Here is a 12,455-nt window from a genome sequence, read left to right on the forward strand (position 1 = left end):
GGGGGGGCGCCCCCCCCCCCCCCCGGGGGGGGGGCGCCCCCCCCCCCCCCGCCCCGGGGGGGGCGCGCCCCCCCCCCCCCCCCCCCCCCCCCACCCCGGACGCCAGGACGGCCGTGCGCGGTCGCCCCGGCGGCCGGGACCTCCTCCAGGCGCTGCCCTGGATCGCCCCCGCACTGGTGCTCATCATCGGCGTGGTGCTGTTCCCCGCCGGCGTCATGTTCTTCAACTCCACGCGGGACATCTCGCTCTCGGGTCTGGACAAGGGCTCGGTCGGCTTCGACAACTTCGTGACCGTCTTCACGTTCCCGGAGTTCTGGCCGATCTTCGTCCGCACGATCGTCTGGGTCGTGTCGGTGGTGCTCTTCACGGTCGTCATCTCGCTCGGCCTCGCACAGATCCTCAACAAGGCGTTCCCGGGTCGCCAGCTCGTGCGGATGGCGGTCATCGTGCCGTGGGCCGCGTCCGTGGTGATGACCACGATGGTCTTCTACTACAGCCTCGAGCCGTACTTCGGGGCCTTCAACAAGTTCCTCTACGACATCGGGCTCTCCGACGACGCGGTGGGCTACGGCTGGACGAAGAACCCGACGACGGCGTTCGCCTGGTCCATCGTCATCGCGGTGTTCGTGTCGCTGCCCTTCACCACCTACACGATCCTCGCGGGGCTTCAGGCGGTCCCCGCCGACGCGATCGAGGCCGCGAAGATGGACGGCGCCGGCGCCGCCAGGACCTACTGGTCGATCGTCCTGCCGCAGCTGCGCAGCGCGCTCGCCGTGGCGATCCTCATCAACATCATCAACGTCTTCAACTCGCTGCCGATCCTCAAGGTGATGACCGGGTCCATCCCGGGCTACGGCGCCGACACGATCATGACCCTGATCTTCAAGTACATCGAGCTGCAGAAGAAGGTCGACGTCGCGAGCGCGCTGTCGGTCGTGGCCTTCCTCATCGTGATCGCGATCGTCGCGGCCTACGTCAAGATCGTCAAGCCCATGAAGGAGGTCTGATCATGACCGTGACCGAGACCGCCCTCGTGACCACCGCCGACTCCCGCGGACGACGCACCCCGCCGATCCCCGGCCGCCGGCGCCGCTACACCGCCGACCAGGTGACGCTGCCCCGGGTGATCCTGCGCACCGCCGCCGGATTCCTCGTGCTCGCGATCTTCGTGCTGCCGTACCTCATCATGTTCTTCGGTTCGGTGAAGACGAAGGCGCAGATCCGCTCGGTCGACCCGACCTACCTCCCGGTGGAGTGGCACTGGGAGAACTACCTCACGATGTGGTCGACGCCCGAGACGCCGCTGCCGTACAACCTCGTCTCGACCATCGTCATCTCCGTGTTCGCGACGCTCCTGGTGCTGCTCGTGTCGCTCCCCGCGGCCTACTACACGGCCCGCTTCCGGTTCCCCGGACGCATGGTGTTCCTGTTCCTCGTGATCGTGACGCAGATGCTGCAGCCGGCCGTGCTCACCTCGGGCCTGTTCCGGCAGTTCACCGTCCTCGGCCTCGGCGACACCTGGACCGCGATGATCTTCATCAACGCGGCCTTCAACCTCTCGTTCGCGGTGTGGATCATGCACTCGTTCTTCGCCGGCATCCCGAAGGAGGTCGACGAGGCCGCGCAGATCGACGGCGCCGGGCGCCTCACGGTCCTGTTCCGGATCAACCTCCCGCTCGTCTGGCCGGGCATCGTCACCGCGATCGTGTTCACGTTCGTGGCCTGCTGGAACGAGTTCGCCGCCTCGCTGGTGATCCTGTCCACCGACAAGAACCAGCCGCTGTCGGTCGCGCTCACGAAGTTCGTCGGTCAGTACGAGACCAGCTGGCAGTACGTGTTCGGCGTCTCGATCGTCGCGATCCTGCCCGTCATCATCCTGTTCATGCTCATCGAGAAGCGTCTCGTCGGCGGCCTCACCGCCGGCAGCGTGAAGTAGACCACCCGGCTTCCGGTCCACCCCCCGGGTTCCCGTCCGGCACACCTGCACGACCGCGGCGCGCGTGCAGGGGTTCCGGACGGATCCGGTCGTGCGAACGTACCCGGGTCGTGCAGCCGGAACATCCGCCGGCAGAGGTCAGGGGCGGGGTCAGGGGCGGGGGCCGCCGGCGCGGAGCTGCTCGGGGCTCCATCGCACGCCGAGGACCGCGGTGAGGGCGGCCTGCGCGGCCCCGGCGGAAGGAGCGACGCGGGGATCGGCGTAGCGGATCGGCACGTCGGCGGTGCCGCGGGCGGGATATCCGCTCTCGGCGCGGACACGCTCCAGGAACCGGGGACCGAGCTCCGTCGCGGGACCGCCGATGACGACCTCGATGGGATCGAGCAGCGCCCCGATGAGCTTGACGGCACGGGCCAGGGCCCGCGCGCCGTCGTCGATCAGCGTCTGATCCGCACGGGAGACGAGGGTGCGGACGGCCGGCACGTCCAGCGCGTCCGAGAACTCCTCCCCCAGCATCGGTCCCATCGCGGCCGCCGACTCCAGACAGCCGCGGCGTCCGCAGCGGCACGGACGCGCGGCCTCGCCGAACACCACCTGCACATGCCCGATCTCCCCCGCACGGTCGCGGGGCCCCGGCGCGAGCTCCCCGTCGAGGGTGACCGCGGCGCCGATGCCTCCGCCGCTGTGGATGAACAGCCGGTATCCCGACGGGGCGGCATCGAGACCGGCCTCCGCGATGGCCTCGGCGTCGACGTCGTTGACGAGGAGGACCGGGACGCCCGCAATGGTCTCGAAGCGCTCGGCCAGCGGCACCTCGTGCCACTCCAGCTGCACGCTCTCCAGCACCGTGCGCCCGTCGGTCGTTCCCGGGACCTGCACGCCGATCGCGAGCAGCCGCGCGCCGTAGGCGGCCACCACCTCGGCGACGGTCTCGTCCAGCACCCGGTCGCGGGTCTGCGTCGTGTAGGAGACGCTGCGGCGGGCGACCTCGGAGCCGTCGAGGGCGACGAGCGCCAGGTACGCACTGGTCGGCTGCACGACGAGCACGAGGATCAGATGATGCTCCGCGTCGATGCTGAGCGTGGTCGCGCGTTTGCCCCCCGTGCTCACCGCCTGCTCGCCCTCCGCGATGAGCCGGTGATCGATGAGTTCCGCGACGAGGGACGACGCGGTCGCCGCTGTGAGGCCGGTCGCCCGCGCGATCCCCGCGCGCGTCTGCGAACCGGACGCCTGGAAGACGAGTTGGAGCGCCCGCCGCAGGTTCGCTCGCCGAACCGCCGCCTGGGTGTCCAGCGCGTCGTCGTGGGTGAACATCTGCGAGTTCCTTCTCGGGGCCGAGGTCCGTCGATTGACAGCGCGCGTACCGCTCCGTACGCTCGGTCCGTTAGTTTATTCATTGAACTTAGTCAGCCCGAGCGTCGATCGGGAGGAGCATCATGCGCTACCCCCAGATCCTAGAGCGCGCCGCCGATCGGACACGAGACGCGCAGACGTCGTCCAACGGCCACGCTCGCGGCATCCGGGAACGCAACCGCGCGCTCGTCCTGCGCACGCTCATGGAGCAGTCGGCTCTCAGCCGCGCGGATCTCTCCCGGCTCACCGGCCTCGCCCGCCCCACCGTGTCCGACGTCGTGCGCGATCTGCTCGCCGACGGCGTGATCCGGGAGAGCGGACCCAGTCAGGAGTCCCGGCCGGGAAAGCCCGCCGTGATGCTCGAGTTCGACCAGCGCGCCGTGCAGGTCATCGCGCTCGACCTCTCCGTGCCCGGTGAGGTCATCGGGGCGCTGGCCTCGCCCGACGGTCGCCTCTCGCACCGCCTCCACCGGCCGCGCACCCCGGACGCCGCGGAAGCCGTCGCCGGTCTCGTCGCGGAGCTGCGGAGCCTCGCCGACGGTCCCGCGCTCGGCATCGGCATCGGTGTGCCCACCGGCTCCTCCGCGCTGCTCGGTCTCGGGCCACGACTCGCGGAGATCCTCGACGCCCCCGTGCACCTCTTCGACGACGCCGATCTCGTGGCCGACGCCGAGCAGCGGTTCGGCTCCGTCGGCACCGACTTCCTCCTCGTCCGCCTCGGCACCCGCATCGGCACCGCGATCCGCGTCGTCGGCGACGACGGCGCCCCGGTCGAACGATCCATCGGGGCCCGTGAGCTCGCGCACGTCGGTGCGGGCGGCGACCCCGGCGAGGTCTGCCTGTGCGGACGCGACGGCTGCGTCCACGCGTGGGCCGCGGCTCCCGCCATCGCCCGGCGCCTGGACGCCTCGGGAGCGGACCGCACGCAGGTGCTCGCCGCCGCGGGTGCGCGGCTCGGCACGTCGCTCTCGGTCATCGCCGCCGCCGTCGACCTGCCGACGATCGTGCTGAGCGGTCCCGACGAGATCGTCGGAGCCGCACTGGTCGACGCGACGGCCACCGCGGTCCGAGCCGCCTCGCACCCCTCTCTCGGGCCCACCGTGGTGCCGAGCGCGGTCGACGATGCCGTCCTGCTCGGCGCGGCGACCCGCGTGGTGGCCGCCGAGTTCAGCCCGCGCTGACGGACGCGCCCGTCATCCGTCCCCTCCCGCCCGGAAGGGATGGGAGACTCGATCCCGCGAGGCGGCCGTCCGTCGTCTCGATCCGTCCTGGGAGGGAATCCGCATGAAGGTACTCGTGATCGGCGCGACCGGCAGCATCGGCGGGGTGGTCGCCGCCACCCTCGACGTGCGGGGACACGAGGTCGTGCGGGCGTCCCGCTCCGGCGAGCAGAACGTGGACGTGACCGACCCCGCCTCCATCCGCAGCCTCTTCGAGCGGGTCGGCCCGGTCGACGCCGTCGTGGTCGCCGTGGGCTCCGTGCCCTTCAAGCCGCTCACCGATCTCGACCGCGACGACTATCTCGCCGCCTTCACCGGGAAGACCCTCGCGCAGCTCGACGTCGTGCGGGTCGCCCTCGACCACGTGACCGACGGCGGCTCCCTCACCCTCACCAGCGGCGTGCTCGCGCGGGAGCCGATCGCGACGGGAGCGGCGGCGGCGATGGCCAACGGCGCCCTGGAGTCGTTCGTGATCACGGCGGCAGCCGAGGCCCCGCGGGGGATCCGCATCAACGCGGTCTCCCCCGACGTGCTGGCGAACTCCCCCGGGTACTTCTCGACCTTCCCCGGCCACCGCCCGGTCACCGACGACGAGGTCGGCCAGGCGTACGTGCGCGCGGTCGAGGGCATCGTCACGGGGCGGGTGCTCACCGTCTGATGGCGCTCTCTCTCACTCCCGTCCCCGCGCTGTCCACCGAGCGACTGGACCTCGTGCCGCTCGGACCCGAGCATCTCGACGGCACCTGGGCGGCGCTGCAGGAGCCCGAGGTGCTGCGGTTGACCGGCACCCACGCGCGCTTCACGCGCGAGGGCGTGGAGACCTGGCTCCGGTCGCTCGCCGACCGGGAGGACCGGGCGGATTGGGCGATCCTCCGTCGCGACGACGGCGCGCACATCGGCGAGGTGGTCCTCAGCGACCTGGACGAGGAGAACCTCTCCGCAGGGTTCCGCATCGCGCTCGCGGGTCCGCGGTGGTTCGGCGCCGGATACGGGACGGAGGCCACGCGCGCGGTGCTCCGTCACGCCTTCGACGCGGTGGGGCTGCATCGTGTGGAGCTCGAGGTGTACGCGTTCAACCCGCGGGCACAGCGCGCCTACGAGAAGGCCGGGTTCGTCGTCGAAGGCCGGCGCCGGGAGGCGCTGCGCTGGGACGGCGAATGGGTCGACGCGATCGTCATGGGCATGCTCGCGGACGGGTGACTGCCGCCGAACGGCGGTGAGCGCAAGGGGGAGGCGGAGCACAGGTCCGTGTCGGAGGATGAGGGTATGACCGACGCGCCGCTGTCCTCCCGTCCCTGGCTCCGCTCCTATGCCGAGGGCGTGCCGGCCGACATCGAGGAGCCGACGCAGACGCTGCCGGAGATGCTGGCCGCCGGCATCCGGCAGTACGCGCGGCGGCCCGCCCTCGAGTTCTTCGGCGCCGTCACGAGCTACCGGGACCTCGGTGAGCAGATCGACCGCGCTGCGGAAGGACTCCGCCACCTCGGGGTCACGAAGGGCGACCGGGTGGCGCTGGTGCTGCCGAACTGCCCGCAGCATGTCGTCGCCTTCTACGCGGTCCTGCGTCTCGGCGCGATCGTCGTCGAGCACAACCCGCTCTACACGGCGCGAGAGCTGCGCCACCAGTTCGAGGACCACGGGGCCCGGGTCGCGATCGTGTGGGACAAGGTCGCCGACACCGTGGCGGGATTCCCGGACGATCTCCGGGTCGACCACATCGTGAGCGTCGACCTCACGGCGGCGATGCCCCTGTCGAAGCGCCTCCTGCTGCGACTCCCGGTCCCGAAGGCCCGGGCGTCCCGGGCGAAGCTGACCGGCACGCCGCGCGCGCGGCACCTGACGCCGTGGAAGAAGCTCGTGTCCCACCGGCGGCTTCCCCGACGGACGCCCGCGCCGTCGCTCGGCGACACCGCCGTCCTGCAGTACACGAGCGGCACGACAGGGATTCCCAAGGGGGCCATCCTCACCCATGCGAACCTGCGGGCCAACGCGATGCAGGGGCGGGCCTGGGTGCCCGGGCTCCGCGACGGCGAGGAGACCTTCTACGCCGTGCTTCCGCTCTTCCACGCGTACGGCCTCACCCTGTGCCTCACGTTCGCCCTGAGCATCGGGGCCAAGGTCGTGCTGTTCCCGACGTTCGACCTGGGCCTCGTGACCGACGCCGCCCGCACGAGCCCTCCGACCTTCCTCCCCGCCGTCCCGCCGATCTACGATCAGCTGGCGCGGGCGGCGGGACGCGGCACCGTCGACCTCTCGAGCGTCCGGTTCGCGATCTCCGGGGCCATGAGCCTCCCCGTCGAGACCGTGCGGCGCTGGGAGGAGGCGACCGGAGGGCTGCTCGTCGAAGGCTATGGGATGACCGAGGCCTCCCCCGTCGCGCTCGGCAACCCGATGGGTCCGACCCGGCGGCCCGGCACGGTGGGAGTGCCGTTCCCGAGCACCGAGATCCGCGTCGTCGATCCCGACGACCCCGACGTCGACGTGCCCACGGGCGAGCCCGGCGAGCTGCTGCTGCGCGGACCGCAGGTTTTCCAGGGCTACTGGGGTCGGCCGGGGGAGACGGCCGAGGCCCTGTTGCCGGACGGCTGGCTCCGTACCGGCGACATCGCGGAGGTCTCACCGGACGGATTCGTCACCATCGTCGACCGCCGGAAGGAGCTCATCATCACCGGCGGCTTCAACGTCGCGCCCAGCGAGGTGGAGAACGCGCTCGAAGCCCACCCGGACGTCGTGGCGGCGGCCGTCGTCGGGCTGCCCCGGTCGAGCGGCGGCGAAGAGGTCGCGGCGGCCGTGGTGCTCCGTGAGGGTGCCGCCGAGGACATGGAGGGGCTCCGCGACTTCTGCCGTACGCGGCTGACCGCCTACAAGGTGCCGCGGCGCATCACCGCCGTCGACGACCTCCCGCGGTCGCTCATCGGCAAGGTGCTGCGGCGCGAGGTGCGCGATCGGCTGCTCGCGGCGCGCGGGGCCTGACGAGCGGAGTCAGCGTCCCTCGGCGGCCTCGGTGTGGTGCCGGATGACCTCGGCGACGACGAAGTTGAACCACTTCTCCGCGAACTCCGGGTCGAGGTGGGCGTCTTCGGCGAGCGCCCGGAGCCGGGCGACCTGCTGCTCCTCGCGGTTCGGGTCGGACGGCGGCATCGCGTGCTCGGCCTTCAGGTGTCCCACCTGCTGTGTGGCGCGGAACCGCTCCGCGAGCAGGAAGATCAGGGCCGCGTCGATGTTGTCGATGCTCGCACGCAGCCGGAGCAGTTCGGCCTTCGGATCCTCAGCGGCAGTCATGCCCCTACTCTAGAGCCGCAGATCACCCTGCCCCCGACGAGGGGCACCGCTATCGTGTGCTCATGAGCAACGACCAGTCGCCGGCCTCCGCTCCGCAGGACGACCAGGGCAGCCGCGCCCCGGAACCCGCCCCCGTCGATGCCGCGCTCGTCGGCGCCGCGGTGGAGGCGCCGGGAAACTCGCCAGTGACCGGGCCGCCCCGGCCCGTGGTGATCGAGCCGACCACGCCGAGCCGCTCGTTCTGGACGCGGATCGATCGGCCGTTCGTCTTCGGGTTCCTCGTGACGCTCGGCGGCCTCGGGGCGCTCGTGATCGGCAGCGCGCTCTACAACCTCTCCACCGTGCTCATCTACATCGCGCTCGCGCTGTTCGCCGCGCTCGGCCTCGACCCGGCCGTCCGCTTCCTGGAACGCCGCGGGCTGTCCCGCGCGCTCTCCGTCGTGGTGACGATCCTCGCCCTCATCGTCGTCGTCGGCCTCGTCCTCTGGATGATCGTTCCCATCGTCGTCGAGCAGATCGCGGGCTTCGTGAAGTCGGTCCCCGGCATGATCCGGGACTTCACGAAGTCCGACATCTACGCCACCCTCAACGACCAGTTCGGCGACCAGTTCCAGGACCTCGTATCGGAGGTGGAGAAGTTCCTGTCGGACTTCGGCAACCTCGCGACGATCGGCGGAGGCGCGCTGCAGGTCGGTGCGTCCATCGCGAGCGGCATCTCGGGCGCGATCGTCGTGCTCGTACTGACCCTGTACTTCGTCGCGACGCTCCCGGCCATGCGCCAGGGGCTGCTGCGCCTCGTCCCGGCCCGCGACCGCGGCCGCGCGGACGACATCTCCCAGCAGATCACCGACTCCGTGGGTGGTTACGTGATGGGGATGGTGGTCCTCGCCTTCTGCAACGCGACCCTCGCCCTCATCCTCTACACCGTCCTCGGTCTGCCGTTCCCGCCGCTCATGGCCGCCATCGCCTTCTGCGTCACGCTCATCCCGCTGGTCGGCTCGGTGCTGTTCTGGATGATCGGCACCATCCTCGCGCTGTTCACGAACCCGATCGCCGCCCTGATCTTCGCCGCGATCTACCTCGTCTACATGCAGATCGAGGCGTATGTGCTCACGCCGCGGGTCATGAACAAGGCCGTCGCGGTGCCGGGCTCGCTCGTCGTCATCGGCGCTCTCGCCGGCGGCACGCTCCTCGGCCTGCTCGGCGCTCTGGTGGCCGTGCCCGTCACCGCCTCGATCCTCATCATCGTCAAGCAGGTGGTCGTGCCGAAGCAGGACGCTCGGACCTGACCCCGCCCCGTGCACAACTCCGGAGATTCGGGGCGACACGCCGTCGGCCGGGGGTCCTCCGCGGCGTGTCGGGCGAGATCTCCGGAGTTGTGCACGCGGGCGGGCGAGAACGACGAAGCGCCCGGGCCCTGAGGGCCGGGCGCTTCGCGGGAAGACGACTCAGATGAGGTCGTTGTCCGTGAGCCACTGCTTCGCGATGTCCTCCGTCGACTTCTGGTCGACCGTGCTCTGCACGTTGAGGGCGACGAGCTCCTCGGCGGTCAGCTTGGCGCTGATGCCGTTGATGACGTCGGCGATCTCGTCGGCCACGTCGCTGGACGCGATCGGCACGACGTTGGAGGCCAGGATGATGTTCTCCGGGTCCTCCAGCGCCACGATGTCCTCGGTCTGGAATGCGGGGTCGGCCGAGTAGATGTCCGCCACCTGGATCTCGCCGGCGAGCAGCGACTCCAGCGTCGTGGGACCGGTGGCCGAGAACGCCAGGTCGACGCCGTAGACCTCCTTGGCCGCAGCCGGACCGTACGGGCGCTGCTCGAACTCGGGCGCCGCACCGATCGTGACCGGGGTGGTCACGTCCGCGAGGTCGGCGATCGAGGTGAGGTCGTTCTCCTCGGCGAAGCTCTTGAGCACCGTGTAGGTGTCCTGGTCGGACGCCTCGGCGTAGTCGAGCGCGGTGAGGCCGTCCGGGAGCGCGTCCTTCAGCGCGGCGTAGACGTCGTCCGGGCTCGTGGCGGTCGCATCCTTGTCCAGGTACTCGAGCAGGTTGCCCGTGTACTCCGGGAACAGGTCGATCGCCCCGGACTCGACGTCCGGCATATAGGCGTCGCGCTGGCCGATGCTGAACTGACGGTCGACGTCGAAGTCGGCGGCCTCGAGCGCCTGCGCGTAGATCTCGGCGATGATCTCGTTCGAGTAGTAGGCCTGCGAGCCGATGACGATGGTGTCGCTGCCCCCACCGTCGCCGGAGTCGTCGGTGGGCGCGTCCAGGGGGTTGCTGTTGGCGCAGCCGGAGAGGGCGAGGGCGGCGGCGAGCGCGACGCCGCCGGCAAGGGCGAGGCGGGACTTTCGTGCGGTGAACATGGACTTCCTCTTCTCTGGGGGACGATGCTGTGGGTCAGGCGGGTGCGGCCGCGGGGGCGGTCGCCCGAGCGCGGCGGCGTTGCGGACGGGTGCGCACACCGCGGGGCACCGCGGCGTGCTGGGCGAGCGCGAGCAGGAGGTCGACGAGGAGCGCGAGCACCGCGACGAGGATCGCGCCGCCGAGCACCTGGTCGAAACGGCGGAGCGGGATGCCCTGGATGATCGGCCAGCCGAGGCCGCCGAGGTTCACGTAGGCCGCGATCGTCACCGTGGCGATGACCTGCAGCAGCGCCGAACGGAGGCCGCCGACGAGCAGCGGCATGCCGAGCGGCACCTCGACCTTCCAGAACACCTGCCAGCCGGTCATCCCCATCGCCCGCGCCGCATCGATGGTTCGGCGATCGACTGCCTCCAGGCCCGTGTAGGCGCCGGCCAGCAGGGACGGGATCGCCAGGACGACGAAGGTGATGATCGCCGCCAGCGGCGTGCGCAGCACGCCCAGCAGAAGCACCAGGAGGACCATGAGTCCGAAGGACGGGATGGCGCGGGCCGCTCCGGAGACGGCGACCGCGGTCTCCCGCCCCTTCCCGGTGTGCCCGATGAGCCAGCCGAGCGGTACGGCGATCACCGCGGCGATCAGCACGGAGACCACCGTGTAGAAGACATGCTGGCCGAACAGGACGGGGAGGGAGTACGTCCCGACCCAGCGGTCGGGGGAGAACAGCCAGGCGAAGGCCTCGGTGAACACGTTCATGCGGCCGTCCTCAACGTGATCGTCCGACGCGCGGCGGCGGGGGTGGCCGCCGCCCGCGTCCACGGCATGAGGGCACGCCCGAGGAGCACGAGCAGGAGGTCGATGACCAGAGCGATGACGACGACGGCGACGATGCCGGTGAAGACCTCGGCGAGGATGCGGCGCTGGAGGCCGTTCGTGAACAGGTAGCCGAGGTTCGTGACGCCGACGAGGATGCCGACCGTCGCGAGCGAGATGGTGCTCACCGCCGCCACGCGGAGGCCCGCGAGGATGACCGGCCCGGCGAGCGGGAAGTCGACCGTCCAGAAGCGGCGGAACCCGCCGTAGCCCATCGCGACCGCGGACTGCCGGATCGCGGGGTCGACCGAGTCCAGGCCGTCGGACACCGCGCGCACGAGGATCGCGATCGCGTAGATGGTGAGACCGATGACGAGGTTGGCCGGGCTGCGCGCCGGGTAGCCCGCCACAGACGGCAGCAAGATCAGGAGGGCGAGGGACGGGATCGTGTACAGCAGTCCGGTCAGGACGATGACCGGACCCTTCACGAGTTGATATCGCCAGGCCACCCACCCCAGTGGGAGCGCCAGCACGAACCCGAGCACGATGGCGATCGCGCTCTGCTGCAGATGAACGCCAGTGAGCTCGAGGATCAGCCCGAGGTTGTCGCCGACCCAGTTCACGGGGCCGCCTTCATCGCATCTGCTCCGTCGACCACGCCCTCCGGCGCATCGACGATCGCTCCCTGCGTGCGGCCCTCGGAGTCGACGACCACGGTCCCGCGCGGGGTCTGCTTGAGGTGCAGCGCGCGACGGCCGCGGTCGGCTCCGATGAACGAGGAGACGAAGTCGTCGGCCGGGTTCTCGATGATCTCGCTCGGGCTGCCGACCTGCACGATCCGGGCGCCCTTGTCGAGGATGACGACCTGGTCGCCGAGGAGGAACGCCTCGTCGATGTCGTGCGTGACGAACACGACCGTCTTGTCGAGCTCGTGCTGCAGCCGCAGGGTCTCCTGCTGGAGGTCGGCGCGCACGATGGGGTCGACCGCTCCGAACGGCTCGTCCATGAGGAGGATGTTCGGATCGGCGGCGAGCCCGCGGGCCACCCCGACGCGCTGCTGCTGACCGCCTGACAACTGGCTCGGGTACCTCTCGGCGAGCGCCTGGTCGAGGCCGACGGTCGTGAGCAGCTCGCGAGCACGCTCATGCGCCTGTGTGCGCTTCACCCCGTTCAGCCGCAGCACGGTGGCCACGTTGTCGATGACGGTGAAGTGCGGCATGAGCCCGGAGTTCTGCATCACATAGCCGATGCGCCGGCGCAGGGCGACCGGGTCGCCCGAGAGCACGCTCTCCCCGTCGATCTCGACCTCCCCCGACGTCGGCTCGACCATGCGGTTGATCATCCGCAGCAGGGTGGTCTTCCCGCAGCCGGAGGATCCGACGAACACGGTGGTCTTGCGGGAGGGCAGCACGAGGCTGAAGTCGTCCACGGCGAGCGTCCCGTCGGGGAAGCGCTTCGTGACGTTGCGGAACTCGATCATGAGG

The 12,455-nt window shown here is 70.7% G+C and carries 13 protein-coding genes; 7 read left to right on the forward strand and 6 right to left on the reverse strand.

What is annotated here, in order from left to right; translation table 11 throughout:
* Positions 1–113: 113 nt before the first annotated feature.
* Both M4D53_RS11320 and M4D53_RS11325 read left to right on the forward strand, forming a co-directional pair.
* On the forward strand, positions 114–1,007 hold the full coding sequence (locus M4D53_RS11320; protein WP_259954082.1) for a carbohydrate ABC transporter permease: 894 nt from the start codon (positions 114–116) through the stop codon (positions 1,005–1,007).
* Positions 1,008–1,009: 2 nt separating this feature from the next.
* Positions 1,010–1,936 (forward strand): carbohydrate ABC transporter permease, encoded by a 927-nt coding sequence (locus M4D53_RS11325; RefSeq protein WP_025104200.1) that lies wholly within the window; start codon positions 1,010–1,012, stop codon positions 1,934–1,936.
* A 150-nt stretch (positions 1,937–2,086) separates the two neighbouring features.
* On the opposite strand, the gene M4D53_RS11330 is transcribed toward M4D53_RS11325, so the two are convergent.
* Positions 2,087–3,250, reverse strand: a complete 1,164-nt coding sequence (locus M4D53_RS11330) for an ROK family protein (RefSeq protein WP_259954084.1) — start codon at positions 3,248–3,250, stop codon at positions 2,087–2,089.
* 122 nt (positions 3,251–3,372) lie between these two features.
* On the opposite strand from M4D53_RS11330, the gene M4D53_RS11335 reads away from it, so the two are divergent.
* From M4D53_RS11335 to M4D53_RS11350, 4 genes are all read left to right on the forward strand, one after another.
* The gene (locus M4D53_RS11335; protein WP_259954085.1) at positions 3,373–4,470 is read left to right on the forward strand and encodes an ROK family transcriptional regulator; all 1,098 of its coding nucleotides are present in this window, start codon (positions 3,373–3,375) and stop codon (positions 4,468–4,470) included.
* Positions 4,471–4,573: 103 nt separating this feature from the next.
* Positions 4,574–5,167 (forward strand): short chain dehydrogenase, encoded by a 594-nt coding sequence (locus tag M4D53_RS11340; protein WP_259954086.1) that lies wholly within the window; start codon positions 4,574–4,576, stop codon positions 5,165–5,167.
* Complete coding sequence (locus M4D53_RS11345) at positions 5,167–5,709, forward strand: GNAT family N-acetyltransferase (protein ID WP_187662869.1); 543 nt, start codon at positions 5,167–5,169, stop codon at positions 5,707–5,709. The genes M4D53_RS11340 and M4D53_RS11345 overlap by 1 nt, the downstream gene beginning before the upstream one ends.
* A 66-nt stretch (positions 5,710–5,775) precedes the next feature.
* Complete coding sequence (locus M4D53_RS11350) at positions 5,776–7,482, forward strand: long-chain-fatty-acid--CoA ligase (RefSeq protein WP_259954088.1); 1,707 nt, start codon at positions 5,776–5,778, stop codon at positions 7,480–7,482.
* Between the two features lie 9 nt (positions 7,483–7,491).
* On the opposite strand, the gene M4D53_RS11355 is transcribed toward M4D53_RS11350, so the two are convergent.
* Complete coding sequence (locus tag M4D53_RS11355; protein ID WP_025104206.1) at positions 7,492–7,791, reverse strand: chorismate mutase; 300 nt, start codon at positions 7,789–7,791, stop codon at positions 7,492–7,494.
* 62 nt (positions 7,792–7,853) lie between these two features.
* Here M4D53_RS11355 and M4D53_RS11360 point away from each other — a divergent pair, with 62 nt between their 5' ends.
* Complete coding sequence (locus tag M4D53_RS11360; RefSeq protein WP_259954090.1) at positions 7,854–9,080, forward strand: AI-2E family transporter; 1,227 nt, start codon at positions 7,854–7,856, stop codon at positions 9,078–9,080.
* Positions 9,081–9,239: 159 nt separating this feature from the next.
* Here the strand turns inward: M4D53_RS11360 and M4D53_RS11365 are convergent, their stop codons facing one another.
* From M4D53_RS11365 to M4D53_RS11380, 4 genes are read right to left on the reverse strand one after another with little or no spacing between them, the layout of a single operon-like run.
* Positions 9,240–10,160, reverse strand: a complete 921-nt coding sequence (locus M4D53_RS11365; RefSeq protein WP_259954091.1) for an ABC transporter substrate-binding protein — start codon at positions 10,158–10,160, stop codon at positions 9,240–9,242.
* A gap of 34 nt (positions 10,161–10,194) precedes the next feature.
* Complete coding sequence (locus M4D53_RS11370; RefSeq protein WP_259954092.1) at positions 10,195–10,914, reverse strand: ABC transporter permease; 720 nt, start codon at positions 10,912–10,914, stop codon at positions 10,195–10,197.
* Positions 10,911–11,594 (reverse strand): ABC transporter permease, encoded by a 684-nt coding sequence (locus tag M4D53_RS11375; RefSeq protein WP_259954094.1) that lies wholly within the window; start codon positions 11,592–11,594, stop codon positions 10,911–10,913. The genes M4D53_RS11370 and M4D53_RS11375 overlap by 4 nt, the downstream gene beginning before the upstream one ends.
* Positions 11,591–12,451, reverse strand: coding sequence for an ABC transporter ATP-binding protein (locus M4D53_RS11380; protein ID WP_259954095.1), 861 nt, complete (start codon positions 12,449–12,451; stop codon positions 11,591–11,593). The genes M4D53_RS11375 and M4D53_RS11380 overlap by 4 nt, the downstream gene beginning before the upstream one ends.
* Between the last annotated feature and the right edge of the window lie 4 nt (positions 12,452–12,455).

This window comes from Microbacterium meiriae, from assembly GCF_025143875.1.
In the GTDB taxonomy this organism is placed as follows: Bacteria; Actinomycetota; Actinomycetes; order Actinomycetales; family Microbacteriaceae; genus Microbacterium; species Microbacterium meiriae.

Excerpts from the sequence above, each read along its gene's own strand:
- M4D53_RS11325 (WP_025104200.1), top strand. The coding sequence starts at position 1,010 with ATGACCGTGACCGAGACCGCCCTCGTGACCACCGCCGACTCCCGCGGA.
- M4D53_RS11345 (WP_187662869.1), top strand. The coding sequence starts at position 5,167 with ATGGCGCTCTCTCTCACTCCCGTCCCCGCGCTGTCCACCGAGCGACTG.
- M4D53_RS11355 (WP_025104206.1), bottom strand. The coding sequence starts at position 7,791 with ATGACTGCCGCTGAGGATCCGAAGGCCGAACTGCTCCGGCTGCGTGCG.
- M4D53_RS11370 (WP_259954092.1), bottom strand. The coding sequence starts at position 10,914 with ATGAACGTGTTCACCGAGGCCTTCGCCTGGCTGTTCTCCCCCGACCGC.
- M4D53_RS11365 (WP_259954091.1), bottom strand. The coding sequence starts at position 10,160 with ATGTTCACCGCACGAAAGTCCCGCCTCGCCCTTGCCGGCGGCGTCGCG.
- M4D53_RS11340 (WP_259954086.1), top strand. The coding sequence starts at position 4,574 with ATGAAGGTACTCGTGATCGGCGCGACCGGCAGCATCGGCGGGGTGGTC.
- M4D53_RS11350 (WP_259954088.1), top strand. The coding sequence starts at position 5,776 with ATGACCGACGCGCCGCTGTCCTCCCGTCCCTGGCTCCGCTCCTATGCC.
- M4D53_RS11335 (WP_259954085.1), top strand. The coding sequence starts at position 3,373 with ATGCGCTACCCCCAGATCCTAGAGCGCGCCGCCGATCGGACACGAGAC.
- M4D53_RS11360 (WP_259954090.1), top strand. The coding sequence starts at position 7,854 with ATGAGCAACGACCAGTCGCCGGCCTCCGCTCCGCAGGACGACCAGGGC.
- M4D53_RS11330 (WP_259954084.1), bottom strand. The coding sequence starts at position 3,250 with ATGTTCACCCACGACGACGCGCTGGACACCCAGGCGGCGGTTCGGCGA.
- M4D53_RS11380 (WP_259954095.1), bottom strand. The coding sequence starts at position 12,451 with ATGATCGAGTTCCGCAACGTCACGAAGCGCTTCCCCGACGGGACGCTC.